Below are 25,203 nucleotides of genomic sequence, written 5' to 3'. Positions count from 1 at the left end.
AAACGTCGAACGTTTGCGGAGTTTATTTCGAAGTCAAAAATCGCATTATCGATGTCTTGCATGGTAGAGCACCTTATTCTTCTGACGAATCGGACATTCGTGGTGCGTTCGCGGGGCGGAGCCGGTGTGTCCGTTGCGCTTTTTAGGCTGGAGTCATGGATACGAATGTGATTATTGCGATTGTCGCCGTTGTCGTTATCGCGGCAATTCTGGTGATTGGCGGTTGGTGGCTCGGTAAGACCCGCAAGAACGCCGTCGATAAGTCCACGGAGGATGCGAAAGCCAAGGCTGACGCCCGTCTTGCTGCGGAAGCAAAGTCGGCTGCGGCTGATTCTTCCACGGTGAAGCCGTCCGTTGATTCCAATGTTGATGCAGCTGAAAAAGCTCCGGCTGAAAGTCAGCAGAAGTCCTCGGCTCAAGCTTCCTCTTCCGAAACGGCGGCTCCTGCACCAGCCACCGAAGCCAAGCCCGAACCGGTTCATGACACCCCCGAATCCGCCGGCACGCGCATGCAGCGTCTTAAGGCGCGGCTGTCGAAATCCGGCAATCCGTTCGGCAAGGCCCTGTTCAACATTCTTGCGAAGGATCAGCTCTCCGAAGCCGATTGGGAAGACGTCGAAGACACCCTTCTGCTCGCCGATGTTGGCGCGGAAGCCAGCGAACAGCTCGTCGAGGAACTACGCAACGACGCCCGAATCGCAGGCCAGTCCGATCCGGCCGAAGTGCGCGCGGCGCTGAAAGACAAACTGCTCAAGCTCGTCGGCACTGACATCGACCGCCGGCTCAACGCCGACAAGGACGGCGCGAACAAGCCGAGCGTCGTCATCATGGTCGGTGTGAACGGCACCGGCAAAACCACCACCGCGGGCAAGCTTTCCCGCCTGCTTGTTTCCGAAGGCAAGCAGGTCATGCTGGGCGCCGCCGATACCTTCCGCGCGGCGGCCGCCGACCAGTTGGAAACCTGGGGTGCCAAGGTCGGCGTTCCGGTCGTGCGTTCCGACAAGGACGGTGCCGACCCGGCATCCGTCGCCTTCGAGGCATCCGCCAAGGCCAAGGAAGCGAACGCGGACGTGCTCATCATCGACACCGCCGGCCGACTGCAGAACAAGTCGAACCTGATGGACGAGCTCGGCAAGATTCGCCGCGTCACCGAAAAGAACCTGCCGGTGGACGAGGTGCTGCTCGTGCTCGACGCCACCACCGGCCAAAACGGCATGGCCCAGGCCAAGGTGTTCGCCGAAGCCATCGGCATTACCGGTGTGGTGCTCTCCAAGCTTGACGGTTCCGCCAAGGGCGGCATCGTGATCAGCGTGCAGAAGGAGCTCGGCGTGCCGGTCAAGCTCGTCGGTCTGGGCGAAGGTCCGGACGATTTGGCACCTTTCGATCCTGAAGGTTTCGTGGACGGCATTCTCGCGTAAGCCAACGTCCACGTTGTGAGAGCGCAAAACGCGCGACTTACCTATAAACCAAGCCCCGAATCATGCTCGAAACATGGTCGGGGCTTCGTCATATCCGTTGGAATCGCGCCAAAATTTCCTCGAGTGGTCGCACGTACGCTTCCAGCCACGCTTAACAATCGCGTAACTTGACGTAACGAAACCAAAACGAGACCGGCTTTAACTGGCAAACTGTTAGCCCCCATAAGGGGGACGGCATTGTAGAGACAAATAAGACGCCGGCCGCACAAAGCCCCCGGTGCCATGAACGAAAGAGAGGGAGGTAGACATGGGAGCGATTGATTCCGGTAACACCGCATGGATTCTGACATCCGCGTCCTTGGTTTTCCTCATGACGCCTGGTGTGGCGTTCTTCTACGGTGGTATGGTTCGCGCCAAGGCCGTACTGAACATGCTGATGCTTGAGGCGGCCGCGCTGTCGGTCACTATGATTATTTGGACTTTGTGGGGTTGGTCCATCGCATACGCCGGTTCCGACATCGGAGGCATCTTCGGTGACCCGGCCAGCGGCTTCCTGCTGAAGGACTCCATGGTCGCGCAGGACGGCGTGTTCACCGCCACCGGTCTGAACGGCAACAACTACCCGGTTTCTGTGGACGTCGCCTTCCAGGTCGCCTTCGCGATGATTACCGTAGGCCTGATCTGTGGCGCCATCGCCGAGCGTGTGAAGTACAGCACCTGGATGATCTTCGTGGCGCTGTGGGTTACCTTCGACTACGCTCCTATGGCCCACATGGTCTGGAACGGTGGTCTGCTGTCTGCTGACGGCGCCATCTCCAAAGCCATCGGCGCGGCCGCCCACGATTTCGCAGGTGGTACCGTGGTGCACATCAACGCCGCAGTCGCCGCCCTGGTTATCGTGCTCATCATCGGCAAGCGTAAGGGCTTCGGCACTCAGCCGTTCCGCCCGCACAACGTGCCGTTCGTGATGCTCGGCGCCTTCCTGCTGTGGTTCGGCTGGTTCGGCTTCAACGCTGGTTCCGCCTTCGCCGCCAACGGTACCGCTGGTTATGCTTGGGTTTCCACTTCCGCCGCTACCGCCGCCGCAATGCTTTCGTGGGGCTTCACCGAGAAGATTCGCTCCGGCCACTACACCGCAATGGGTGCCGCTTCGGGTATGGTCGCCGGCCTGGTCGCCATCACCCCGGCCGCCGATGTGGTTTCCCCGCTGTGGGCCATCGTGATGGGTGCCATCGCGGGTGTTCTGACCTGCCTGGCTTGCGGTCTCAAGTTCAAGTTCGGTTACGATGACTCCCTCGACGTCGTCGGCGTACATGGCGTGGGTGGTTTCACCGGCACCATTCTCGTTGGCTTCTTCGGCGAAGGCACCGGTCTGCTGGCTGGTGGCGACTGGCGTCAGCTCGTCGTCCAGCTGGTCATCGCTCTCGTCGCCATCCTCTACTCCGCGGTGATCACCGCGATCATCGCCTTCGCTCTGGAGAAGACCATTGGTTGGCGCGTCACCGAGGCCCAGGAAGTCGGCGGCATCGACCTTGCCGACCAGGGCGAACGTGCTTACGATTTTGCTGGTACTGCCAGCTCCGTCCTCAAGGAGGTGAAGTGAAATGAAGCTGATCACCGCTATCATTCAGCCTCATAAGCTCGACGATGTCAAGGAGGCCCTCGCGGCCGCCGGCGTGCACGGTCTGACCGTGTCCGAGGCCAACGGCTACGGCCGCCAGCGCGGCCACACCGAGGTCTACCGTGGCGCTGAGTACACCGTGGACCTGATTCCGAAGATTCGCGTTGAAGTGCTGTCCGATGACGCGGATGCCGAGACGCTGGTCGGTGTGATCATCAAGTCCGCCGGCACCGGCACCATCGGTGACGGCAAGGTGTGGGTCGCTCCGCTGGACTCCGTGGCCCGCGTGCGTACCGGTGAGACCGGTTCCGCCGCGATCTGATAACACAGACGTCCATGCCTAGAAGGGGATGGACTGCATAGGAAAGGTCCCCGCTCGCCGCGAATTGACGCCGTGCGGGGACCTTTTTGGCAATGAAAGATGAAGCAATGACTTCAGCAGTCGATGGCTTGAAACAACGATTCATGGATATGAGCCAGCCGGATGACGACGGCGTCTACCGGAATGGTGCGACCAAGCGCAAAGCTCGCACGGAACTGGCCATGCAATGCCTCACGGAGCTGTGGAATGCGGCCTGCAAGGATGTCTCTTTCCCTGTGCCCGACTCCGGCATCGGCTTCGCCGCGGTAGGCTCGCTGGCACGTGGCCAACTGGGCCCCAGCGCCGACCTCGACCTGGTCATCATCTACGAGCCTCGCACGTTGAACGACCAGCAGCTCAACGAGTTGGCCAACAAACTCTGGTACCCGCTATGGGACAGCGGTCTGGACCTCGACCACTCCATCCGCACGCGCGCCCAATGCGAGGAAGTCACCGACCATGACCTTCCCGCCGCCATGGGCTGGCTGGACGTGAAGCCCATCGCCGGCGACACCGCTCTGATCACCACCACCGCCACATCCATCCTCGAACGCTGGCGCAAGGCCGCCCGCAAGCGCCTGCCCGAACTGCTCGACTCCGCCAAAGCCCGACTCGACGAATTCGGCCGGCTCCAATACGTCAATCAGCCCGACATCAAGGAGGCCCGTGGGGGTTTGCGCGATGCGGTGCTCGTCTCCGCGCTCGCCGCCTCATGGCTGGCCGACCGCCCGCACGGCATCTACGACGAAGCCGTGGAACGTCTGCTCGACGTACGCGACTGCATCCATCTGGTGGCCGGCAAGGACACCAACCTGATGCTGACGCCCTATCAGGCCAAAGTAGCTGTCATGCTTGGCCTCGCCGATCCGACTTGGCCCGAAAACGAGCGTGCCGCCTACTCGATCGACGATTTGCAGACACTGCTTGCCCGTATCGGCCGGCGCATCTCCTTCTCGCTTGATTCCACCGCATCCCGCGCCGAACATTCGCTGACCCACGAAAAGCCGCGATTCGCGTTCTTCCAGATGTTCTCTCAGCGTTCTGGCGGCAAGCGCGAAGCCCCGCAATTCGACGTGGTGGCTCCCGGCGTGGCCAAGCACGAAGGCGAATTGGTGTTGGCGCCCGGTGCCGAGCCTGCCAAGGATGCCAAGCTGGCATCGCGTATGGCCGTGGCGGCCGGCGAATTCGGTTTGCCCATCAACCCGTCTACCTTGGTTAATCTGAAGCGCTGCCCGATTCACGACAACCAGTGGGATGACGAATCGCGCGAGCTGTTTATTCGTCTGCTTGCATGCGGGCCGAATCTTATGGAAGTGTGGGAGAGCATCGACTTCGTGGACATTCCGGGTCGATGGATGCCGGAATGGCTCGGCGTCCGCAACCGTCCGTCCGCCTCGGCCGCCCACCGATACACCATCGATCGGCATATGGTGGAGGTCACGTCGCGTCTGGGGCGCGAGACACCGTCCGGTGGACGGTACGATGACGATCATTTCAAGGCGTTGCTGTTGGCCGGTATTACCCATGACATCGGCAAGCGCGCGTTCGTGGCCGATCACGCCGCTGAGGGTGCCCGCCATGTGCCGGTGATTCTCAAGCGTATGGGCTACGCGCCGGACATCGTCGACTGGGCCACCGTGCTGGTGCGTGAGCATTTGACGCTATCCGAATTTGCCACGGGTAAGGACCCTTATGATCCGGCCGTGGCGGAGGAGTTGGCCGACCGTTTGCACCACGACAAGATGCTGTTGGATATGCTGTTCGACCTGACCCGGGCCGACGGCTCCTCGCTCGGTGCCACCGCCGGTGAGACCATCACCAAGCAATACGGCTGGTCCAAGTGGCGCGAACAAATCGCGCGCGGCATGTATTCCGCCGCCCGCGCCGCGATGTAAACGGAATCGCCCAGCGCTTTGCGCGGCCGATACCTACTTCATCCATGCATCCGAACGCATGCGCAGCCCGTTGGACAGGCCGCGCCCGCCCATGAGCACCACGTTGAACGCGGCCCAGAGTACGGCGGTACGCATCAGGTCGCTCGTCAGCGCCGGCGTCACCATATTGGCCAGTATGAGTATGAGCGTCACATACACCACGGCGGTCAGCGTGCATGTGACGGCCAGATAGCGGTAGTCGCGCGCGCCGATAAGAATGCCGTCGATTGCCATCATCCAGCCTTGCAGCGGGAAGAAGATGCCCATCGTCACCATGCCAATGGCAATCAGCGTCTGAATATGTGGCGTAGGGGAGAAGAAGTGCCCGGCGAACAGGCCGACTACCGCAAAAGCCGTGCCGATTACCGCGCCGGTGACCAGTCCCGCACGCCCGGTCGCCCGCGTCAGCCGCCGCGCCTGCTGCACGCTGCCAGCGCCCAGCGTTGTGGCCACCAGCGTCTGGCCGGCGATGCCCACGGAATCCAGCATGTTCATCGCAAAATTCCAAGAGGAGTTCACAGCCTGAAACCCGGCCAACACGGCAGTACCCATGCGCGCGGCACAGGCGACCGTAGTCACCATGGCCGCACGAATCGCCAATGTGCGAATGAACAATGGCAGTCCGTCGCCCCCGGCTGCCGCAATACCGGCCAAACGAGGCCGCAGACTCGCACCATCCGCCCGGGACCACAGAATGGCGGGGATTACCAGGAACAGCCCCATGAACCACTGAGCCACCAGCGTCGCCACTCCGGAGCCGGCAATGCCCCAATTCAGCACAATAACGAACAACACATCAAGCACCGTGTTCACCACCGCGCCGCCCACCGCAGCGATCAGCGTGATACGAACCTTCTGCAAACCTCGGAAAATGCCGTTCGCCGCATATACCATCAGCATGCCTGGCGCGCCCAGCACGATTGCGCGCGTATAGGTCACGGCTTGTTCCAATACTTCGCCCTGACTGCCCAGTGCCCGGCATAATGGCTCGGCAGCCGCGAACAATCCCAATCCCAGCACGGTGCCGATACTCAAGGCCAGCCACAGGCCGTCAATGCCTGCCTGCAGTCCCTCGCGACGACGACCAGCTCCCAGCAGGTGCGCCACCTGCGCAGTGGTCGAGTAGGCCAGGAATATGCATAGTCCGACTGCCGTGAGGATGATGGTGGAGCCGATTGACAGGCCGGCCAACGCCGCATCCCCGATATGGCCGACGATGGCTGTGTCGATAAGGATGAAGGTCGGTTCGGCGATGAGCTGGCCGAAGGTCGGCAGGGCCAGCGCCACGATCCGGCGGTTGATGGAGCGGGCGTCGGTCGGGCCGTTGCTGACGTTTGTGTTTGCGCCGGCATGCGGGGTGCCGAAGCCATCGCGGCGTGTGGTATCGCCGGAACTGGTGGCTTTGGCGTCGGAAGAGTCTATGTGCACGCTCACACGCATATCACGCCTGACCACGTTGCGCAAGCACCTGTTGTGGGCGCGGAATGTTATCCCCAGACTATCCACTAAGTTATCCCCAGTATGTGGATAACTTAGTGGATTATCCCCAGAATTATCCCCAAAATGTGGATAACTTATTTTTCTATCCACATTTTGCTTTCTGCGTGTCGCGGCGCTGACTCATAGGTGAATGAGAAATGAACCGATGCGGGCAGCCGTTTCGTTTCCACGCGATATCGTTCACCTGCCACGCCGCATCCTATACTTGAAAGCTATGGCAGAAGGAAGTGAACACTCGTATCAGAATGGGTTCGGCGGTGGCTTGGATCGTGGCGATCGTGGCGACCGCGCGGGCCGGGGCGGCGCACAGACGTCGGCGGCGGCCGGCGACCCGATTTTCGACCGTGTGCCCCCGCATGATGACGACGCGGAAATGGCCGTGCTCGGCGGCATGCTGATGAGTAAGGATGCCATCGGCGAGGTCTCGCAGACCATTGACGTCACCGATTTCTACCAGCCCAAGCATCAGACGATCTATAACGCGATCATCGATCTGTTTTCCGCCAGTCAGCCGGTGGACGTGGTGCTCGTGGCCAACCAGCTGTTGGCGGATGGCAACCTCGACAAGGTCGGCGGCGCGGACTATCTGCACAGCCTCGTCGCATCCGTACCGACCGCAGCCAATGCCATGTACTACGCGGAAATCGTCCATCAGCGGGCCATTTTGCGCAATGTGATCGCCGCCGGCACCAAAATCGCCCAGCTCGGCTATTCCGCCGAGGGGTCGCAGGCCGAGGACGTGGTTAACCTCGCCCAGTCCGAGATCTACGAGATGTCGATGGGCAAGGTGCGTCAGGACTATGCCGCCATCGGCCCGGTGGTCCACGACGCGCTCGACCAGCTGGACAAACTGCAGCAGGGTCTCGTCAACAAGGGCGTGCCGACCGGATTCCGCGACATCGACGACGTGACCCAGGGCCTGCAGCCCGGACAGATGGTCGTCGTCGCAGGACGTCCGGCCATGGGTAAGTCCACACTCGGCATCGACTTCGCCCGAGCCGCCGCGTTGCACCACAACATGACTTCCGTGGTCTTCAGCTTGGAGATGAGCAAGGTGGAACTCGCCCAGCGCATCATTTCCGCCGAAACCAATATTCCGATGGCCGCCCTGCGCCGCGCCGACGACATCACCCCCGAACGCTGGAACACCCTGAACCAGTTCTGGACCAAGATGCAGAACGCGCCGCTGTTCATTGACGACAGCCCGAACATGAGCCTCATGGAGATCCGCGCGAAATGCCGTCGCCTGAAGCAGACCAACGATCTGAAGCTCGTGGTCATCGACTACCTGCAGCTCATGACCTCGGGCAAGGCCGTGGAATCCCGCCAGCAAGAGGTATCCGAATTCTCCCGTGCCCTGAAGCTCTTGGCCAAGGAACTCGAAGTGCCGGTTGTGGCCTTGTCCCAGCTGAACCGTGGCCCGGAAATGCGTAACGACAAGAAGCCGCAGCTCTCCGATTTGCGTGAATCCGGCTCAATCGAACAGGACGCCGACGTGGTGTTCCTGGTCCACCGCCCGGACTTCTACGACAAGGAAGACCGCCCCGGCGAGGCCGACATCATCATGGCCAAGCACCGTAACGGCCCGACCGAAACCTTCCACCTCGCCTTCCTCGGTGCCACGTCCAAATTCAAGGACATGCCGCAGGACTACAACAGCAATCAGGGGGTGTGAGGATGGCAAACAACGTTTCACGCGATGTTCCGCAAGACCAATCGTCCGTGGCACAGGCCCGCAAACCGTGGTATGCGTTCGCCACCGTGGCCGCAGGCCGCTTCGTGCGGTTTGCATCCCGCGTCACCAAACATGGCGGTTCGGCTTTGCCCGGCAAAGTCGTAGAAAAGATTGACCCTGGCTTCCTGACCCGTACGCTCGGGCAGTTGCCGCTTGGCGTGGTATTGGTGTCCGGCACGAACGGCAAGACCACCACCACCCGCATGGTCGCCTCGATGCTTTCCGATCTGGGATTGAAGGTGTTCACCAATCCGACCGGCTCGAACTTCGTGCGCGGCGTGGTTTCCGCACTGCTTACCGAAGTCACGCTCGGCGGCAAATTGGACGCGGACATCGCCGTACTTGAGCTCGATGAGGCGTACGCCGTCCACTTCGTCAAGCAGGTCAAGCCCCGTTATGCCCTATTGCTCAACGTGATGCGCGATCAGCTTGACCGATTCGGTGAAATCGACACCACGGCCAAACTGCTCAGCCATGTGACTGCGGCGACTACCGGCACTGTGGTACTGAACCGCGAGGACCCGCGTATCGCCGCGCTCGCCGCAAAGGCCCCGGCTGGCACCACAGTGCGATACTTCGGCCTCGCCGACGATCTGCGCCACTATTTCCCGTCCGATGACGATATGGCCACGACCGTGTCGGTGGAAGGTGTGGCCGGGTCGCTCCCTTCAGTCAGTACTCCCCTCAGTCCGCTTCGCGGACAGCTCCCCTCGGAGAGGGAAGCTGCCGCAGGCACGGCAGAACTCCCCGCTGACGTGACACTTAGCGCCGTGGGCGACCACAAGGCCACCTTCCAGATGGACGGCCAGGACTACGCCACCGACGTCAAACTTGAAGGCGTCTACAACTTGTACAACGCGGCCGCCGCCCTCGCCGTGGTACGTGCGGTGATGCAAGACAATGCCGCCGCATCCAAGGCTACCGCCGCAGCCAACGCTTGCGCCGTGTCCGCCGACGAGCTCATCGCCGCCGTTTCCCGCGTCACGCCGGCTTTCGGCCGTGGCGAGGTCATCGACGTCAACGGTTCCCCGGTCGAACTGCTGCTGGTCAAGAATCCGATGGGCTTCCGCCTCTCGCTCGCCAGCTTCGACCCGGCCAACGCGGACACCATGATCGCCATCAACGACGAATATGCCGACGGCCGCGACATGAGCTGGCTATGGGACGTGGACTTCACCTCTTTGCGCGCGTCCGGTGTCGCCATGGTCTCCGGCGTGCGCGCCTGGGACATGGCACTGCGCTTGGGGTATGACCAAGTGCCAGTCGCCGATACGAACACCGACCTCGAACAGGCCGTCACCTCATTCGTCAACGCCAATCCCGGCACACGCAAGCACATCTACTGCACCTACACCGCCATGCTCAAAACCCGCGCCGTACTGGGCCGCATCACCGAAGTACGGGACGCTGGCGTGGGCAAGTAACTATCCTCTAGCGCCCGCGCGCCACCTCCCGCCTGCGGGAGTACATGGTGAGGAATAAGACTTCCCCTTAGCGGGAAGACATCGACAAGGAGAACGTGACATGGCCAGAACAATCGATGTGGTGTCCCTGTATCCCAAAGACATGAACATCTACGGCGATTCCGGCAACGTGCTGACTATCCGCCGCCGGCTGGAACTGTACGGTTACGAACCGGTCGTCCACCAGTACAATCAAGGCGACGACTGGCCCGACCAGGTGGACCTTATTCTGGGAGGCGGCGGCCAAGACACCGGCCAGAAGAAAATCATCGACGACTTCTACCATCGCGCCGACCTGCTGCGCTCGCTTGCCGCAGACGGTACGCCGATGCTGATGATCTGCGGCCTGTACCAGCTGTTCGGCGAGTACTTTGAAACCGTGGACGGCACCCGTCTGGATGGCATCGGCGTTATCGGTGCTTATACCGTGGGCCAGAACGTGCGTATGATCGGCAATCTTGTTGAGCATTCCGACCAGTTCGGCGATGTGATTGGCTACGAGAACCACTCCGGCCAGACCTTCCTGCGCGAAGGCGTTCAGCCACTCGGCACCGTCGATCAGGACAGCCGAGGCAACAATGGCGAAGATCATACTGAGGGCGCGCGCGTGCACAACGTGATCGGCACCTACATGCACGGCTCGTTGCTGCCTAAAAACCCCGCCATCAGCGATTTCCTTATCGAAACCGCCGTGACTCGTCGTTACGGTACGTTCGATACGTCCGATCAGACCCCCGAACAAGCCAAGGAGCTCGCCCGGCTCGATCAAGTAGCCACCAACGCGCGCAAGGCTGCCGCCGAACGTCCTCGGTGAATTCTCGGTGAGTCCTCGGTAAGTACCAATCAGCGAAAAATCAGTCGAAATCAGTCTGAGGGTCTAGTACATTGCCCTGTTGTTTGCGCTAGGCTTGGTGGTACGAGACATGGCACCAGGCCATGTCGGACCTCGAAGGAGGGGTATCATGGCTGATTTTAATCTTTTGGGTGATGGCCTGCGCAAGGTCCTGCTGGCGGGCATCGGAGCCCTTGCTACCGGATATGAGAAGAGCAGCGAGCTCGTCGACGAACTCGTCAAGAAGGGTGAGATTACGGTCGAGCAGGGCAAGGCGCTGAACACCGAGCTCAAGCGCAAGGTGAGCGAGACGGTGGATGACGCCAAGAAGGCCGCCGCCGAAGCCGGCGACAAAGCTGCTGCCGCAGCCGACACCAGTGCCGCCGACAAGCCCGCTGACGAGGGCAAGGCCGAGTGACCAAGCCCACACGCACTACGCCGGAATCAGAGTCGACCCCGCTTTCCAGCAGGGTCGACCCTATTCTGACGCCTGCGAAAGCCGAACGTGAGGCGGCGGCGAACCGGTCCGTCGACACGTCGGACACGCTCAAGCAGACCGTTACCAAGGCGACTCCGAGCGTATCCGACGAAACGCTGGCACTGTTCGGACGCAGGAACGATTTCGCCACGCGCTACCATCTGACGCGCCGTGGCAAGATCAAACGACTGGGGCAGATCACCAGAATCGTCGAGCAATTCGACGTGCTGCACGGCCTGACTCCGGTCAAGATGCGCCTCATGTTCGAGGCGCTCGGTCCCACGTTCGTCAAAGTGGGCCAGATTCTGTCGATGCGCTCCGAGATTCTGCCGCAAAGCTTCTGCGACGAACTCGCCAAACTGCGCGCCGACGCCGACCCAATGCCGTATTCCACGGTGTTGGATGTGCTTGCCGCCGAATACGGGCGTCCCGCCGACGAGGTGTTCGCGCATATCGACCCCAAGCCGTTGGGCTCTGCTTCACTGGCGCAAGTGCATCGCGCCACGCTGAAAACCGGCGAAGATGTGGCCATTAAAGTGCAGCGCCCGGGTGTGCGCGAAATCATGGCCCAGGACGTCTCCATCATGCGTTCCATAGCCAAAGCCGCCACTAAGGTGATTCGCACCTCACAGATCGTGGACCTGAAGGGCGTGGTCGAGGAGCTGTGGGACACCTTCGAATCGGAGACTGACTTTCTGATCGAGGCCCGCAATCTCGCCGAATTCAAGCGTTTCGCCGCCCGATTCAAATACATGGACTGCCCGACGGTGTACGCCGAACTGTGCACCGAGCATGTGGTGGTCATGGAGTACATCGACGGCATCTCCGTCTCCCACCCGGGCCAGCTCATCGACGCCGGTTATGACTTGAAGGAGATCGGCACCAAGCTCGTCGACAATTACGCCACACAGATTCTCGACGACGGCTTCTTCCACGCCGACCCACATCCCGGCAATATCCTCATCCGGGGCGGCCAGATCATACTTATCGACCTCGGTATGACCGGTCGGCTCGACCAGCGCACCCGTGCAGTCCTCAAAGAAATGATTTTCGCCGTCGCCAAACAGGATTCGCCCGCTCTGGCCGAGGGGCTGCTGCGATTTGCCGGCACCGAGGCCGATCCGGAGGACTATCCCGCGCTATTGGCCGATCTGGACGTGATCGTCAAGGAATTCGGCACCGTGGATCTGGCCGAACTGGACATTGCCGCTTTCCTGACCGCACTGACGCAGATGGCCGGCCGCCACAACATCGAGGTGCCCAGTACGGTGACCACCGTCGGCCGCGCGTTGGTTACGCTCGAAGGCTTACTGGACGAGTTCATTCCTGATGTGAATATGATCGAAATCATTTCCGACCATATCGCCACGTCGAAATCGCTGAAGAACGCCACCGAAGACGAGATCAAGTCGCTGGGCGTTGAGGGGCATCAGGCTTTGCATGCCACGCTCGGCACCATGACCGAACTCAAGACCGTGGCCCGTATGCTGACCCGTGGTCAGTTGCGCGTCAACATGGAACTGGTCGGCTCCGAAGAGCCGTTCCAGCTGCTTTCGGATATGGCGAATCGTCTGACGATGGCCCTGATTGTGGTCGGTTTGTTCGTTGGCTCGTCGATTGTCTACTACGCCGGCATGAAGCCGATTATCTTCGGCATTCCGGTCATCGGCTTCATGGGCTACGTCGTGGCCTTCGCCCTCGGCGTATGGATCGTCATCGACATCTACTTAAAGGGCCGCAAAACCAAGAAGCGGTGAGGCGCCGGCGCAACGCCTTCCCGTATGGGTATGATGGAATGTCGATTCACCGGGGAGAACAGCAATGACGGCATACATGGAGCATAAGGACCTGACGAACGAGGTCATCGAGCGCGGGCGCGCGAATGAGATCGCCGATGGCGTGCATCGGGTGCTTGACCGCATCGCCGAATCCGAATCAGTCGCCGGGCGTGAAGCCGGGTCAGTGCATCTGCTGGCCGCCACCAAAACCCGTGACGTGGGTGAGATCCTGGCCGCGATCGACGCCGGCGTGCGCTGCATCGGCGAGAACCGTCCCCAGGAGGTCACCGTCAAGGTTCCGGGCCTGGCGAAGCGCCTGGCCGAACGAGGGTATGCGCTGGGCGTGGTCCGCGACGCCGCTTCGGGCGATGATGCCTTGGCCGGGGCCGGACGGCATGTCCCGTTCCATCTCATCGGCCAGTTGCAAGCCAATAAAATCGGCAAGGTGTTGCCGGCGGTGGACACCATCGAATCCGTGGATTCCATCGAACTGGCGGAGAAGATCGCCCGCCGCGCCACCATGCGCGGCATCACGGTCGGCGTGTTGCTGGAGGTGAACGAATCCGGCGAGGAATCGAAGTCCGGCTGCGCACCCAGCCACGCCATCGACTTGGCTCAGCGCATCGGTGCGATGGGTGGACTGCGCTTGCAGGGATTGATGACTATTGGTGCCCATGTGGATGATGAGCGCACGATTCGTGCGGGCTTCGCGCATCTGCGCCGCACTCGTGACCAGATTCTTGCCTCCGGTGCCGAAGGCACGGCCGACTGCACCGAACTGTCAATGGGCATGACCCATGACATGGCCTACGCCATCGAAGAAGGCTCCACCATCGTGCGCGTCGGCACCGCCATCTTCGGCGAGCGCGCTTTCATCTGATTGGAGCTATACGAAAAAACGCCGCTTGATCAATAGTCAAGCGGCGTTTTTCCATAAGGATTTTCGGCGTATCAATCACGCATAGATATTGCGCGGACGCATGTCTTCGGGCAGGCCGTCGAGCAGAATCGCCACAGAACCTTCCTCGAACACGGAGCGAATACCCGCGGCCAGCAGCGGTGCGCAAGACAGCACGGTCATATTCGGCAGGCGCTTCTCTTCAGGAATCGGCACGGTGTCCATAAACACGATTTCATGCGCGCCACAGTTGGCCAGTCGCTCCACGGCCGGGCCGGAAAGCAAGCCATGAGTGGCGACCAAGGTCACCGACTTGGCGCCGGATTCGTTCAGTGTGCGCACGGCTTCGCAGATAGTACCGGCGGTATCGACCATGTCGTCGATGACCACGCAGTCGCGGCCGTCGACATCGCCGATAATGCCATGTGCCTCGGCATGGTTCGGGCGGGTGATATCACGCTGTTTGTGGATGAACGCCAGCGGCAGATTGCCTAGCTTGGCGGCCCACTGTTCGGATACCTTGATACGGCCGGCATCCGGGGACACGATGGTGGTGTTGCCCAGATCAAGGGTGGAACGCACGTAATCGAGCAGCACCGGCATGGCGGTTAGATGATCGACCGGACCATCGAAGAAACCCTGCTCCTGAGCGGCGTGCAGATCGACCGTCATAATGCGGTCGGCACCGGCGGCGTGGAACAGATCGAAAATCAGACGGGCGGTGATGGGCTCACGACCGCGGTGCTTCTTATCCTGGCGCGAGTAGCCGAGGAAGGGCGCCACCACGGTAATCGACTTGGCGGAGGCGCGCTTCAAAGCGTCGATCATGATGAGCTGTTCCATGATCCACTTGTTGATATCGCCCGAATGACACTGCAGCACGAACACGTCCGCACCACGCACCGGTTCGGTGAAACGCACGTACATCTCGCCATTGGCAAAGTCATAGGACGTGGTTTCGAGGATTTCGGTTCCCAAGCATTCGGCCACCTTCTCAGCTAGCTCGGGGTAGGCGCGGCCCGTGACCAATACGAGTCGTTTATCCGGAGTGCCTTCAAGAATCGCCGACATGCTTTCGCATCCTTTTGTGTTGCAGTGTTTTTAGCCTTAACCAGTGTACTAGCACCCCACCGCAGCGCGTGCCGTGAAGTGGGGCTGTGTTGTAAGAGTGCTGCAATCGTTGATGAACATGCGGCACTGTCCCGCCCTGACCATAAGATGGGCAAGTTGCTCACAGGGTGAAGTGCATCTGCATCGCCCTATGATTAACACGCATACACACTCCTGCCACGGAACGTCCGTGGCCGAATAGTCCGAAGGAGGTGGGTGATGTCTGCGCACAAGTACGAACTGATGTTCATCGCCGATCCTGAGCTGGATGAGCGCGGTCTGAAGAAGCTGACTGAGCAGTATCTGGAACTCGTCACCAAGGAAGGCGGCTCTTTCGATGAGCCCGATTACTGGGGCCGTCGCAAGCTCGCCTATGAGATTGCCGGTAAGACCGAAGGCAACTACGTCGTGGTGAAGTACACCGCCGAGCCCGCTACCAGCGATGAGCTCGACCGTGTTCTGAACCTCAACGAATCCGTGATCCGTACGAAGATCCTTCGTAAGGGCTGAATCAAGCGTTTAGTCAGCTGAACAGCTGGTATTCAAGGTAAGTAAGAAGGACCGTTATGGCAGGCGAAACCGTCATCACCATCGTGGGCAACCTCACTGCGGACCCCGAGCTGCGCACTATTGGCAGCGGCGCGACCGTGGCGAGCTTCACGATTGCTTCTACCCCGCGAACCTGGAATCGTCAGACCAACCAGTTCGAGGATGGTCAGGCGCTGTTCATGAGGTGCTCCGCTTGGCGTGATCTGGCCGACCATTGCGCTCAGTCCCTGAAGAAGGGCATGCGCGTGATTGCCACCGGTCGCCTCCAGCAGCGTTCCTATCAGGCACAGGATGGTTCCCAGCGAACCGTCGTGGAGATGCAGCTCGATGAAATCGGGCCCTCCCTGCGTTACGCCACCGCACAGGTGACCCGCCAGTCGTCCGGTCAGGGCGGCTTCCAGGGTCGTTCCGGTGGTCTCCAGGGTGGTCAGCAGCCCAATCAGGGCTATGGCAACCAGGGTGGCCAAGGTGGTTATGCCGGTGGCCAGGGCGGTTACAACGGTGGCTATCAGGGTGGTGGCGCTGGATACTCCCAGCAGCCTGCCGCTCCCGCCAACCCGTCCGCTCCTGCGGCTGACCCGTGGAGCAATGCCGGTGCATCTGATGCCGGTAGCTTCTCCACGTTCGGCGCTTCCTCCGATTTCGGCGGCGGCGACGATTCCGACCCGGAGTTCTGATCAGTACTTACCTCCCCGCTGCCAGCAGCAATCAATATCAAGATTTATAAGGAGAACATCATGTCACGTAAGAGGCCGCAACCGCCGGTCAAGCCGTTCAAGAAGAAGCCGAACCCGCTGAAGGCCGCCAAGGTCACCGAGATCGATTACAAGGACGTCGCGCTGCTGCGCAAGTTCATTTCCGATCGCGGCAAGATTCGTTCCCGTCGTATCACCGGCGTGACCGTGCAGGAACAGCGCGAGCTCTCCAAGGCGATCAAGAACGCCCGCGAGATGGCCCTGCTGCCGTACGCCACCTCGGGTCGCTGAGTTAGGGAGGCTTTGAACAATGGCTGAAACCAAGGTTATTCTCACCAAGACCGTGTCCAACCTGGGCCACTCCGGTGACGTTGTCGACGTGAAGGCCGGCTACGCCCGCAACTACCTGTTCCCGCAGGGCCTCGCTTTCGCGTGGACCAAGGGTGCTGAGGCTCAGATCACCGCTATGAAGCGCGCTCGTCTGGCCAAGGCCGTCGCCACCCGCGAGGACGCCGTCGCCGCCAAGGCCGCCATCGAGGGCACTACCGTCGAGATCGCCGCCAAGGTGTCCGAGTCCGGCAAGCTGTTCGGTGGTATCTCCAACGAGGCCATCGCCATCGCTCTGTCCGACAAGGCCGCGGTGAACCCGAAGGCCATCGAGGTCGAGACCATCAAGACCACCGGCGATTTCCCCGCCAAGGTGGCCCTCCACCCGGAGATCACCGCTTCCTTCTTCGTGAAGGTCGTGGCCGAGTGAGTCATTCCGGCCTAGTGCTGGAATCACACAGACCAAGAGTCTGAGCTTAAGCATCATCCCCCGTGCGGTTCGCGCCGCATGGGGGATTTTTGTATTGGTGTTTAAAAACGCTGGAAATAGGCGCGACACGCCGAGAGTTGCATCCGCTTCAAATCTGAGTATATTTAACACCTGTTGCAAGGAACACTTCAACATCTAACCAAGCCCCTGTAGCTCAGTTGGTTAGAGCAGCTGACTCTTAATCAGCGTGTCCAGGGTTCGAATCCCTGCGGGGGCACAGTTCGGAAGGCTCCGGTCGATTATCGGCCGGGGTCTTTTTGTTTTCCGGCTTAATTCTGCTGATGAAATCCTCATCCTGGCGATAGTAGGTATCGTCGGTCAGATCGCTAATGGTTACGCCGAGTTCTTTAGCGGCGAGATACATCTTCTTCGGTCGAATTTCTGATCCCCCGTTGGGCCGTTGGCGGCACCGGGATCTCGGCTGCTGGAGGGTGGGGCCGGCCGCCATGATGCCGCGCGTCGACTGCCCCATGTGCGGCGTGGTCGTCGCATCGGCGCCGGGGGGCGGAGCCCGGCGGCCGGTTCACCCGGGCTGTTCGAACGCGGGGCTCGAGGCGTTCAACAACGGGATCAAGGTCGCCATCCGCATGGCCTACGGCTTCCACCACGTCACCAACCTCATCGGCCTGGTCATGCTCAGATGCGGCGGACTCGACATCCGACTGCCACAACCCGCAATCTAACCCACGAAAACAGCATAAGCCTTACTTTTTCTGGGGATGCGCATTGGTCAAATTACGTCTTCTTTCGTGATATGTCGAGCTTTGTTGATTGTTGCGCAGAGCGCCGTAATCGCAAAAACGAGGCAGGTTCCGATTTCGATGACAACCGTCCAGCCTTTGGCGTCGCTGTTGGCAAAGCCGTTGGCGGCTATGGAGCCGAGGATGATTGCCGCTACGATTGCGGTGACGCCCGAGCCTCGCAGCAGTCCAATCAGCCCGCTGATGACGCTTACGCTGGCGGATAGTATGGCAACGCCGAGAGCTTCGACCATCATGCTTGCCAATGCGGGGAGACGGGAACCGTCTCTGGTCAATAGTGCGTAGGGAATCAGGGGCGCCGACATGCCTGCCCATGTGGCGAGGAACGTGCCGGACCAGATCATCGCGTTTTTCACCAAGAACAATGGGGCTCTGCCGCAGGGCCATGCATAGGTGATTACGCGGCCCGTGCCGGAGTAGGCCGGAATGATGATACGGGCGTAGTGGGCGGTTGAGGCGATGGAGCAGCCGGCGGTGGCGACCGCGCAGGTCACGGCCACCGTTAAGTCGGAAACCAGGAAACCGAGATGATCGACTCGGGCGATACCCACGATCCTGAAGAACAGCAGCGACAGCGAGCTGCCGATAAGAGTGGCGGCCAGTAGAAACAGGTAGAACCTATACGAGGTGTATTGTCGTTCGATGCGGTAGACATCCAGCATGGGACATGCTCCTTGGTTGTTTGTGTTAGTCCTGAGTGTGGCGGAAATAGTAGGATTCCAGATCGCTGATGTCGCTCATGGCATGTTGCGCTTTGACGGAACCGTGATTGATGACGATGACCTGGTCTCCGATGGTTTCGAGTTGGGCGAGCATGTGCGCACTGATGATGGCCGTGACTCCTCGTTTGTTCTCTTCCCGGATGATGCGGCAAAACAGCTTCATACCCGTGGGGTCTAACCCGTTCATCGGCTCATCCAGGAGCAGGAGCGTGGGATGATGCGCCAGGGCCGTTGCCAGTGCAAGGCGCATGCGATTGCCCATGGACAAGGTATCGGCCGGTAAATCCCCCATGGAGGCCAAGCCGACCCGTTCCATTGTTTCGTCGGGGGACCAGTCGCATCGCATGAACGCTAGATGCTTGTGGAGGATGGCCCGTACGCTCATGCCTCGCTCGAAGACGGGAATGCCGATCAGCATGCCGACCTGTCTCAATAGCATGTCGCGGTTCTCGGGGTTCATGATACGGCCGCGGATATTAGTTTCACCTTGGTCGGGGGCGATCAGGCCACCCAAGGTTTTGAGCAGCGTGGTCTTACCGGCCCCGTTCGGGCCGATCAGGGCGATGGTTTCTCCGGGATACGCGCTGAATGATATGTCGTTCAGGACCGGTTTCCCGCCGATAGTTTTCGACACCCTGTTGCAGTAGAGAGTTGCCGACAGTGATTTCATTTCATCTCCTTTTGGATAATCCCGCAAGGCAACCGGCCACGCCGGTAAGACACCATTCCCCGGACTGTTGTTCCCGTCCATTTGAGCGGGTATTCGTTAGGTTACGGAGAGTCTCGCCATGAGCCAAGGTCTCATCCTCGAAAATGAGGATTATCCGCTGCTGACAGGCCGTCGATGTACCTTGCAGGCCTTGGCAGATGATGGGATGGCAGGCGTGGCCTTGCTATCTGCATCGATGTCAACAGCCATCTGTGGTGTTTCTAGGGGGGCATATCGGGCGTCAACGTGTTTTGCGCCTGCGTCCTTCTCGCTTTAGCACATGTGCCGATTCCCGGATGGGGAACCGCACTACGAAATTTGGCCTACACATCAAGAGGCGCCGTGAAATCGGCCGCCGGCTTAGACCGAACTCGTGTAGCTGTCGAGGCGGCCACTGGAGAGAACATGTATCATATGCGTGTCAGACTTCCGATGACCCTTGGCCGTCCGTTCCTGTTTCGCCACATTTTAGGGGGATTCATGAGATCTTCACCGACACTCTTGATCATGGATAACGACCGGCTGGCATTGCGATTGCTTTCAGCCAGTCTCAAACGCCTACTTCCCGGCTGTACGGTTCTTGCACCAGTCGATACTGGCGCTGAGGCCATAGCCGTCTGTACTTCGCATCACTGTCCGGATCTGTTGTTGGCGGATGTCTCCATGTCTGATATCAACGGATTGGTGGTGTGCCGGACGATTAGAAAAGAGAATTGGAAGACATCCGTACTCATGATGACATCATTCAGCGTCGCCGAATATGCTGCAGAAGCGGTGGCTTCGGGAGCCCAGGGAATCATACATAAGGACAATCCGAAAACAATCGCCGAGGCTTTGCTGCAGATAAAGGAAACAGGAATCTGTTCTGATCGTTTTCTGAATGCCCACGATTCGTTTTTGCGGCTGAAGTCAGAGAAGAACAAGGATCTGTCCCCTCGTGAAATGGAAATCGTTGATCGATGGGCGCGAGGGAGATCGATGTCCGACATAGCGGAGGAATTATCGATCGGTCAGACCACGGTGCGGACCCATCTTGAACATGCCGCGTCCAAGCTGGGGGTAGCGAACAACCGTGCATTGATTTCCGCCTGGATGCATCTCAATCGCTGATGAGGATTTCCATGAATACGGCGTTTACGTTTCCGTCAAAAATAATTCGGCGCTATGTGGCACATCCCTGCTTGTCCCTTCTGTCGCTGCTGGGGCTGTCTCTTGCCCTGATGGAGATAATCCAGATTGGTCCCATGCCTCTTCTGCCGGCAATGCTCTATGGAGTGCTTGCGGTTTCCTTTGTCCTTCTTCCTGCCATTGGAGGCCAAGCATGTTGGGCCATCATTGTTGCAGGTTCCGTGATCTCCATCTCCCTCACTCAGGACAGTCCCTTCGTTATCAGCGGCATGCTCATCGCTCTCGGCATTCTTGCGTTCTCCGGAACCGTGCCTGAATGGCTGATCGCAATGCTGATTTGTTCCTGTACGTATATAGCGCGAAGCGTTATGGTGGAGAACTTCAATGTTTTCGTTTCCGTGTCGGTCACGGTCATGTTCTTGGCCAGCTTGCTTGCCGGCAGATTGGTAGCGCTTCGCCAACAGGCTTTTATCAGAGAAGAGCAAAGGCTGAAATTGCAGATTGAGCTTCAGCAGCTTGATTATATGAGGCAAAAGAATCGTCTTGCGATACAGATACATGATTCCTTGACCAATAATCTTTCGGATATCTCATTAATGGCCCGGGTTCATATCGATGAAAACATACCTGACAGCGATGATTGGGCAATCGTTCTTGAACATAGTCAAGAGGCGTTCACGCAAGTGCACGACATCATAGACATCCTTTCCTCGGAAGACAAGGACGCGAAATCAGAAACGACGTTCATGGTTGAACTGCGTAATCTGCTGGATGAAAGATGCAGCCATCTTCATGCGCTGGGGTATGACGGAAATACGGCCATCGACGGATGCTGCATCAAAGCTTCGCCGGAAGAAAAGGAAGAAGCGTTATCCCTGATAAGAGAACTCTGCAACAACATACAGCGTCACGGTTCCCCACGCAATGGCTCGTTCGAGTTGCTGGTCAAGCTATCACCATCGTCAATGGAAATTAGCGAGATGAATGATATTGCAGCCGGATCGGCGCTGACTGCATTCGAACAATCGGGAAGGGGCCTTTCACTGCACTCAAAACGAATACAGGAAATGGGAGGCGAACTTAACTATAGAAGCGATGATGGATTGTGGGTGCTCTACGCCAAAATTCCGCTGAGTCATATGGAGACAACAAAAACTTGAAACCAAGTACAGCGAGAACTTTTAAAAAACAACAAATAATCCATCACAGATTAATACTCCAGTATGACGAATACAACAATCAAAACGCGGAAATATCATTTTATTTTGTATTACTCGGAGGAGGAGCCAGGTAATGATTCAGCGCTATAGTCAAGGGACGTCAGCAAGAAGAATCTTCCCCATATTGCTGATTGCGGAAGGATTATGCCTATCGGGCATGAGCGTGGATCTGACAATCACCTCACTGACCGGTTCGTCCCTCGCGCCAGCACCATGGATGGCAACATTCCCGATAGCGTGCATATTCATCGGTACGGTGATCGGCACACCGGCAATGGGACGCTTGGTGGGGCGATTCGGCTATCGGCAAGTATTCGTCTTCGGCGCCCTTCTAGCCGTCTTGGGTGGAATATCCTCAGCCACGGCTTTGCGATTCCACCAGTTCCCATTGCTCTGTATAGGGACGTTCTGTGTGGGCATATACCAGTCGGGGACGAACTACTACCGGTATGCCGCAGCCGATTCCATGCCCGGCAAAGAAAGCAAGGCAATCAACGGAATCCTATCGGCAGGAGCCATAGCAAGCATCATCGGCCCGGTTCTGGCGACATTCTTCGGCACTGCGACCAACATCGAATACGAGGGATCATATTACGTCGTCAGCGTGCTCGCCGCCTGCGCGGTAATCGTGCTGCTGGCGCTCCCGAAAATTCAGTCGCCAACTCCCGCGCATATGCGCGACAAAGCTACCGCGAGCACAACCCCCAATTATCCGGCATTGCTGACCCGACCCCGGTTCGTGCTGGGCGCGACCATCAGCTTCGTCGCATCATTCGTCATGGTGCTCGTGATGAGCGGCGCACCCATAGTCTTGGAGAGCACGTTCTCCCAAAACGCGCAAACCAGAATGGTCGCCATGCAACTGCACATGGTCGGCATGTACCTGCCAACCCTGTTCGCCATCTTCATTTTCCACAAGAAAAACAGCGAAATGGCGCAGGCGTTGACGGGGTTGATCATCGGCATGCTCGGCACAGTCGTCGCACTCGCCGCGTCGGCTTCGTATGCCGTCACTCTGGATCTGCTGCTGATCGGAATATCCTGGTCGCTGTGCTACGCCGCAGGCAGCGCCCTGTTGACAAAATCCTATACGGAGTCGGAACGTTCGTGGGCGCGAGGCGTCGGCGAACTCGCTCCCGTATTGGGACAGGTGCTGGGAAGTGTGCTCGCTGGCGTGCTGCTGGCCGCGGGGTGGAAAACCGTATTCGTCACCGTGCTGGCGATGATCGTATGCGCGCTCATCGCCATGGCAGGATATCGCAATAAAATCAAGTCATGAGCGCAAATGACATGTCCTTAGACGACATAGCCTAAGGACGTATATTGTATACCGTTGCAAACTAGAACAAACTAGCTTGCAACGGCGAGCGAGGAACCAACCCTAGTCCCAGGTCAGCGAGTTCCTCGGGAGCTTGAGCAGGTATTGCATTTTCCGGATGACGGCCTGCTGGACGTGTTCGACGTCGTGCCCGTCGGACGGGTGCAGGAGGATCGTGAATCGTGTCGAGCGTTCCACGAGCGTGCCGATCGCGCTTTTGTTGGCCGCGCCGCGCACATCTCGCCACGCGTCGCGTACTCCACACCCTCGAACACCCACCTGTTCACTTGGCCCTCCCGTCAGTCAGCCAGGCGTTGCGACGATCACTGGAACCCGCCACGAAAGTTTTTTGTCGGGGGGGGGGTAGCTTTTCCTAGTGACGGCAGCCGGATGGCGTGCAGTCGGCAAGATACAGAGAAGTATGTGCAATATACGGAGAAGTATATGAATGCGATAAGTATTGCGCTTCCATTCAGACAGTGGAATTACTTGCGTTGTATGGCGAAAGACGACGCCGTCTTCCGCCGAATGGAAAGAAAGGAGTCAAATTGGCATTAGATGTTGGTAAAGCGTTGAAATCCAAGACCTTGGTGGTCGGCGTCTTGTCGATGTCGTTGCTGATGTCCGCCAGTAATGCAGTCAGCGGTACCATACCGGCGATGAAGGAGGCGTTTTCCGACTATTCCGCGGCGAACGTCGAGCTGCTGACCACGGTGCCGACGATCGGCTCGATGGTCGGCACGGCATTGACCGGCCTATTCGCCAATGCCATCGGCAGGAAGAAAATCGCGATGGCGGGATTCCTCATATCCGCCGTCACAGGCGTGATTCCGGCGTTCTTCCCGTACTATTGGCCGATTCTCATATCGCGTATGTTCTTCGGCTTCGGGTCGGCGCTGTTCGTCACCTTGAGTGTGTCGTACATCACCGACCTGTATGACGGCGATATGCAACGCAAGCTGCTTGGGTGGAGACAGGCGGTCGGCAATCTTGGCGATGTCGTGCTGCTGTTCGTCGCCAGTCTGCTGATCACCATCAACTGGCAATCCACGTACCTCATCTTCTTCCTGTTGTTCGTCCCCATGGTGCTCGTGGGCATGTTCATTCCGAAGGAGTTCGATAACTTCAGCATTCGCAGCGCGCTCGTCGACGATGAGGGCCACGTCGTCGACAAGAGCGCCTCGCAGAAGCAGACGACGAACTGGCAGGTGCTGTGGCTGGCGTTCATCTTCCTGGTGGTCTCCATGCTTTACAACGTCATGTCCATCAAGCTCGCCAGCTATGTGGTCGATGAAGGCATCGGTTCCGCATCGCTCGCCACATTGATCTTCAGCTTCCTCGTCGTCGCCACCATCCTCTCCGGCGTGGTGTTCGACAAGGTCGCCAAGGTCACCAAGCGCCTGACGGTGACCATCTCCGAAGTGGTCATCGGCATCTGTTTCATCGCCACTGCGCTGACGAAGAACGTGCCGCTGATGTTCGCCCTGGTGCTGATCGCCGGCTTCGCATGGGGCATCATCAACCCCGCGCTGACCGCACGATTCGTGGACTACTCGCCCGCGCACTCGATGAACCTGACCACGTCCATCGTGATTATCGGCATCAACATCGGCTGTCTGATCTCCCCGTACTTCTTCGCGCTGACGGCAAGCGTCTTCGGCAATTCCTCGGCCGGATTCGCCATCATCGTCGGTGGTGCGCTCTACTTCGTGATGGTGGTCATCGAGCTGATCACCCTCAAGGTGGACAAGAAGCTCACGGTGTGATTCCCGCGGCGACGGAGCCGTACCGGAATCGGACGACGGCAACCAACAACCAGCAACCAATCAGACACACAGACAACGAACAAAGGAGTTTCAACATGGTGTTGTTCATGGCCAATCCGCAGCGTCCCAAGATGTATGAGAAGTTCGTGCACGACACACCCGAATGGTTCAAGGGCGCCGGTCTCGGCATCTTCGCCCACTGGGGTTCGTATTCGGTGCCGGCATGGGCGGAGCCGATCGGTGCGCTTGGCACCTTTGACGACCCGGTGTACTGGAACACCCACTGCCCGTATGCGGAATGGTATTGGAACACGATGAGCATCAAGGGCTCGCCGGCGGCCGAGCATCAGAAGGAAGTCTACGGTGACATGCCGTATGAGGACTTCATCG

Annotated in this window: 25 protein-coding genes and 1 tRNA gene; 21 read left to right on the top strand and 5 right to left on the bottom strand. The window is 59.1% G+C overall.

Annotation, left to right across the window (positions count from 1 at the left end):
- Positions 1-155 precede the first annotated feature (155 nt).
- The 4 genes from ftsY (at position 156) to FYJ31_RS00115 (ending at position 5,295) form a co-directional block, all read left to right on the top strand.
- Positions 156-1,418, top strand: a complete 1,263-nt coding sequence (ftsY, locus tag FYJ31_RS00130; RefSeq protein WP_154535670.1) for a signal recognition particle-docking protein FtsY — start codon at positions 156-158, stop codon at positions 1,416-1,418.
- Between the two features lie 307 nt (positions 1,419-1,725).
- On the top strand, positions 1,726-3,021 hold the full coding sequence (locus FYJ31_RS00125; protein WP_065473455.1) for an ammonium transporter: 1,296 nt from the start codon (positions 1,726-1,728) through the stop codon (positions 3,019-3,021).
- Between the two features lies 1 nt (position 3,022).
- Entirely contained in the window at positions 3,023-3,361 is a 339-nt protein-coding gene (locus tag FYJ31_RS00120) for a P-II family nitrogen regulator (RefSeq protein WP_007051565.1), read from the top strand.
- A 107-nt stretch (positions 3,362-3,468) separates the two neighbouring features.
- Entirely contained in the window at positions 3,469-5,295 is a 1,827-nt protein-coding gene (locus FYJ31_RS00115; protein ID WP_154535669.1) for a nucleotidyltransferase domain-containing protein, read from the top strand.
- Between the two features lie 33 nt (positions 5,296-5,328).
- On the opposite strand, the gene FYJ31_RS00110 is transcribed toward FYJ31_RS00115, so the two are convergent.
- On the bottom strand, positions 5,329-6,774 hold the full coding sequence (locus FYJ31_RS00110; RefSeq protein ID WP_154535668.1) for an MATE family efflux transporter: 1,446 nt from the start codon (positions 6,772-6,774) through the stop codon (positions 5,329-5,331).
- Between the two features lie 205 nt (positions 6,775-6,979).
- Here FYJ31_RS00110 and dnaB point away from each other — a divergent pair, with 205 nt between their 5' ends.
- The 6 genes from dnaB to FYJ31_RS00080 all read left to right on the top strand — a co-directional run bounded on the left by dnaB (position 6,980) and on the right by FYJ31_RS00080 (position 14,000).
- A complete protein-coding gene (gene dnaB, locus FYJ31_RS00105) occupies positions 6,980-8,509 on the top strand; it encodes a replicative DNA helicase (RefSeq protein ID WP_136500057.1) in 1,530 nt (509 codons plus the stop codon).
- A 2-nt stretch (positions 8,510-8,511) separates the two neighbouring features.
- A complete protein-coding gene (locus tag FYJ31_RS00100) occupies positions 8,512-9,993 on the top strand; it encodes a Mur ligase family protein (RefSeq protein WP_136499968.1) in 1,482 nt (493 codons plus the stop codon).
- 100 nt (positions 9,994-10,093) lie between these two features.
- Positions 10,094-10,846, top strand: coding sequence for a type 1 glutamine amidotransferase (locus FYJ31_RS00095; protein WP_131287561.1), 753 nt, complete (start codon positions 10,094-10,096; stop codon positions 10,844-10,846).
- Between the two features lie 148 nt (positions 10,847-10,994).
- Complete coding sequence (locus FYJ31_RS00090; protein WP_012576678.1) at positions 10,995-11,282, top strand: phasin family protein; 288 nt, start codon at positions 10,995-10,997, stop codon at positions 11,280-11,282.
- Positions 11,279-13,099: an ABC1 kinase family protein gene (locus FYJ31_RS00085; protein WP_136499967.1), complete on the top strand. Its 1,821-nt coding sequence runs from the start codon at positions 11,279-11,281 to the stop codon at positions 13,097-13,099. Before FYJ31_RS00090 ends, FYJ31_RS00085 begins: the two co-directional genes overlap by 4 nt.
- Positions 13,100-13,163: 64 nt before the next feature.
- Positions 13,164-14,000 (top strand): YggS family pyridoxal phosphate-dependent enzyme, encoded by an 837-nt coding sequence (locus tag FYJ31_RS00080; RefSeq protein ID WP_136499966.1) that lies wholly within the window; start codon positions 13,164-13,166, stop codon positions 13,998-14,000.
- Between the two features lie 75 nt (positions 14,001-14,075).
- On the opposite strand, the gene FYJ31_RS00075 is transcribed toward FYJ31_RS00080, so the two are convergent.
- On the bottom strand, positions 14,076-15,089 hold the full coding sequence (locus tag FYJ31_RS00075) for a ribose-phosphate diphosphokinase (protein WP_015713259.1): 1,014 nt from the start codon (positions 15,087-15,089) through the stop codon (positions 14,076-14,078).
- Positions 15,090-15,347: 258 nt separating this feature from the next.
- Between FYJ31_RS00075 and rpsF the strand changes: the two genes are divergently transcribed.
- The 6 genes from rpsF to FYJ31_RS00045 all read left to right on the top strand — a co-directional run bounded on the left by rpsF (position 15,348) and on the right by FYJ31_RS00045 (position 17,872).
- Positions 15,348-15,638, top strand: a complete 291-nt coding sequence (rpsF, locus tag FYJ31_RS00070) for a 30S ribosomal protein S6 (RefSeq protein ID WP_003828111.1) — start codon at positions 15,348-15,350, stop codon at positions 15,636-15,638.
- A gap of 56 nt (positions 15,639-15,694) precedes the next feature.
- Complete coding sequence (locus FYJ31_RS00065) at positions 15,695-16,354, top strand: single-stranded DNA-binding protein (protein WP_071478763.1); 660 nt, start codon at positions 15,695-15,697, stop codon at positions 16,352-16,354.
- 60 nt (positions 16,355-16,414) lie between these two features.
- Positions 16,415-16,663, top strand: coding sequence for a 30S ribosomal protein S18 (gene rpsR, locus FYJ31_RS00060; RefSeq protein WP_007051545.1), 249 nt, complete (start codon positions 16,415-16,417; stop codon positions 16,661-16,663).
- 19 nt (positions 16,664-16,682) lie between these two features.
- Positions 16,683-17,129, top strand: a complete 447-nt coding sequence (gene rplI / locus FYJ31_RS00055; protein ID WP_012576683.1) for a 50S ribosomal protein L9 — start codon at positions 16,683-16,685, stop codon at positions 17,127-17,129.
- 203 nt (positions 17,130-17,332) lie between these two features.
- Positions 17,333-17,406, top strand: a tRNA-Lys gene (locus FYJ31_RS00050).
- 229 nt (positions 17,407-17,635) lie between these two features.
- Positions 17,636-17,872 (top strand): transposase, encoded by a 237-nt coding sequence (locus FYJ31_RS00045; RefSeq protein WP_003828118.1) that lies wholly within the window; start codon positions 17,636-17,638, stop codon positions 17,870-17,872.
- A 47-nt stretch (positions 17,873-17,919) separates the two neighbouring features.
- Here FYJ31_RS00045 and FYJ31_RS00040 read toward each other — a convergent pair whose 3' ends face one another.
- Together FYJ31_RS00040 and FYJ31_RS00035 are read right to left on the bottom strand one after the other, a co-directional pair.
- Positions 17,920-18,612 (bottom strand): export protein, encoded by a 693-nt coding sequence (locus FYJ31_RS00040; protein WP_065473470.1) that lies wholly within the window; start codon positions 18,610-18,612, stop codon positions 17,920-17,922.
- Positions 18,613-18,637: 25 nt separating this feature from the next.
- A complete protein-coding gene (locus FYJ31_RS00035) occupies positions 18,638-19,423 on the bottom strand; it encodes an ABC transporter ATP-binding protein (RefSeq protein WP_229773789.1) in 786 nt (261 codons plus the stop codon).
- Positions 19,424-19,888: 465 nt separating this feature from the next.
- Between FYJ31_RS00035 and FYJ31_RS00030 the strand changes: the two genes are divergently transcribed.
- The 3 genes from FYJ31_RS00030 (at position 19,889) to FYJ31_RS00020 (ending at position 23,008) form a co-directional block, all read left to right on the top strand.
- Complete coding sequence (locus FYJ31_RS00030) at positions 19,889-20,491, top strand: response regulator transcription factor (RefSeq protein WP_012576686.1); 603 nt, start codon at positions 19,889-19,891, stop codon at positions 20,489-20,491.
- Positions 20,492-20,502: 11 nt separating this feature from the next.
- Positions 20,503-21,669, top strand: a complete 1,167-nt coding sequence (locus FYJ31_RS00025; protein ID WP_013140531.1) for a sensor histidine kinase — start codon at positions 20,503-20,505, stop codon at positions 21,667-21,669.
- 217 nt (positions 21,670-21,886) lie between these two features.
- Positions 21,887-23,008 carry an MFS transporter gene (locus FYJ31_RS00020; RefSeq protein WP_229773788.1) on the top strand — a complete coding sequence of 374 codons (1,122 nt, stop codon included), beginning with the start codon at positions 21,887-21,889 and terminating at the stop codon, positions 23,006-23,008.
- Between the two features lie 102 nt (positions 23,009-23,110).
- On the opposite strand, the gene FYJ31_RS00015 is transcribed toward FYJ31_RS00020, so the two are convergent.
- The gene (locus FYJ31_RS00015) at positions 23,111-23,284 is read right to left on the bottom strand and encodes a hypothetical protein (RefSeq protein ID WP_439951419.1); all 174 of its coding nucleotides are present in this window, start codon (positions 23,282-23,284) and stop codon (positions 23,111-23,113) included.
- Positions 23,285-23,595: 311 nt separating this feature from the next.
- Between FYJ31_RS00015 and FYJ31_RS00010 the strand changes: the two genes are divergently transcribed.
- Both FYJ31_RS00010 and FYJ31_RS00005 read left to right on the top strand, forming a co-directional pair.
- A complete protein-coding gene (locus FYJ31_RS00010; RefSeq protein WP_154535667.1) occupies positions 23,596-24,813 on the top strand; it encodes an MFS transporter in 1,218 nt (405 codons plus the stop codon).
- 95 nt (positions 24,814-24,908) lie between these two features.
- On the top strand, positions 24,909-25,203 hold a 295-nt coding region (locus FYJ31_RS00005; protein ID WP_195839402.1), incomplete at its 3' end, for an alpha-L-fucosidase.

The organism is Bifidobacterium sp. WCA-178-WT-4B (assembly GCF_009696495.1).
GTDB classification, from domain to species: Bacteria; Actinomycetota; Actinomycetes; order Actinomycetales; family Bifidobacteriaceae; genus Bifidobacterium; species Bifidobacterium infantis.
The sequence above is the reverse complement of the archived record's forward strand: the minus strand, read 5'-3'. Positions and strand labels throughout refer to the sequence as shown.

Bases quoted from the DNA above. Each gene is read 5' to 3' on its own strand.
- ftsY (WP_154535670.1), top strand. From the start codon at position 156: ATGGATACGAATGTGATTATTGCGATTGTCGCCGTTGTCGTTATCGCG.
- FYJ31_RS00125 (WP_065473455.1), top strand. From the start codon at position 1,726: ATGGGAGCGATTGATTCCGGTAACACCGCATGGATTCTGACATCCGCG.
- FYJ31_RS00120 (WP_007051565.1), top strand. From the start codon at position 3,023: ATGAAGCTGATCACCGCTATCATTCAGCCTCATAAGCTCGACGATGTC.
- FYJ31_RS00115 (WP_154535669.1), top strand. From the start codon at position 3,469: ATGACTTCAGCAGTCGATGGCTTGAAACAACGATTCATGGATATGAGC.
- FYJ31_RS00110 (WP_154535668.1), bottom strand. From the start codon at position 6,774: ATGCGTGTGAGCGTGCACATAGACTCTTCCGACGCCAAAGCCACCAGT.
- dnaB (WP_136500057.1), top strand. From the start codon at position 6,980: ATGCGGGCAGCCGTTTCGTTTCCACGCGATATCGTTCACCTGCCACGC.
- FYJ31_RS00100 (WP_136499968.1), top strand. From the start codon at position 8,512: ATGGCAAACAACGTTTCACGCGATGTTCCGCAAGACCAATCGTCCGTG.
- FYJ31_RS00095 (WP_131287561.1), top strand. From the start codon at position 10,094: ATGGCCAGAACAATCGATGTGGTGTCCCTGTATCCCAAAGACATGAAC.
- FYJ31_RS00090 (WP_012576678.1), top strand. From the start codon at position 10,995: ATGGCTGATTTTAATCTTTTGGGTGATGGCCTGCGCAAGGTCCTGCTG.
- FYJ31_RS00080 (WP_136499966.1), top strand. From the start codon at position 13,164: ATGACGGCATACATGGAGCATAAGGACCTGACGAACGAGGTCATCGAG.
- FYJ31_RS00075 (WP_015713259.1), bottom strand. From the start codon at position 15,089: ATGTCGGCGATTCTTGAAGGCACTCCGGATAAACGACTCGTATTGGTC.
- rpsF (WP_003828111.1), top strand. From the start codon at position 15,348: ATGTCTGCGCACAAGTACGAACTGATGTTCATCGCCGATCCTGAGCTG.
- FYJ31_RS00065 (WP_071478763.1), top strand. From the start codon at position 15,695: ATGGCAGGCGAAACCGTCATCACCATCGTGGGCAACCTCACTGCGGAC.
- rpsR (WP_007051545.1), top strand. From the start codon at position 16,415: ATGTCACGTAAGAGGCCGCAACCGCCGGTCAAGCCGTTCAAGAAGAAG.
- rplI (WP_012576683.1), top strand. From the start codon at position 16,683: ATGGCTGAAACCAAGGTTATTCTCACCAAGACCGTGTCCAACCTGGGC.
- FYJ31_RS00045 (WP_003828118.1), top strand. From the start codon at position 17,636: ATGATGCCGCGCGTCGACTGCCCCATGTGCGGCGTGGTCGTCGCATCG.
- FYJ31_RS00040 (WP_065473470.1), bottom strand. From the start codon at position 18,612: ATGCTGGATGTCTACCGCATCGAACGACAATACACCTCGTATAGGTTC.
- FYJ31_RS00035 (WP_229773789.1), bottom strand. From the start codon at position 19,423: ATGGACGGGAACAACAGTCCGGGGAATGGTGTCTTACCGGCGTGGCCG.
- FYJ31_RS00030 (WP_012576686.1), top strand. From the start codon at position 19,889: ATGGATAACGACCGGCTGGCATTGCGATTGCTTTCAGCCAGTCTCAAA.
- FYJ31_RS00025 (WP_013140531.1), top strand. From the start codon at position 20,503: ATGAATACGGCGTTTACGTTTCCGTCAAAAATAATTCGGCGCTATGTG.
- FYJ31_RS00020 (WP_229773788.1), top strand. From the start codon at position 21,887: ATGAGCGTGGATCTGACAATCACCTCACTGACCGGTTCGTCCCTCGCG.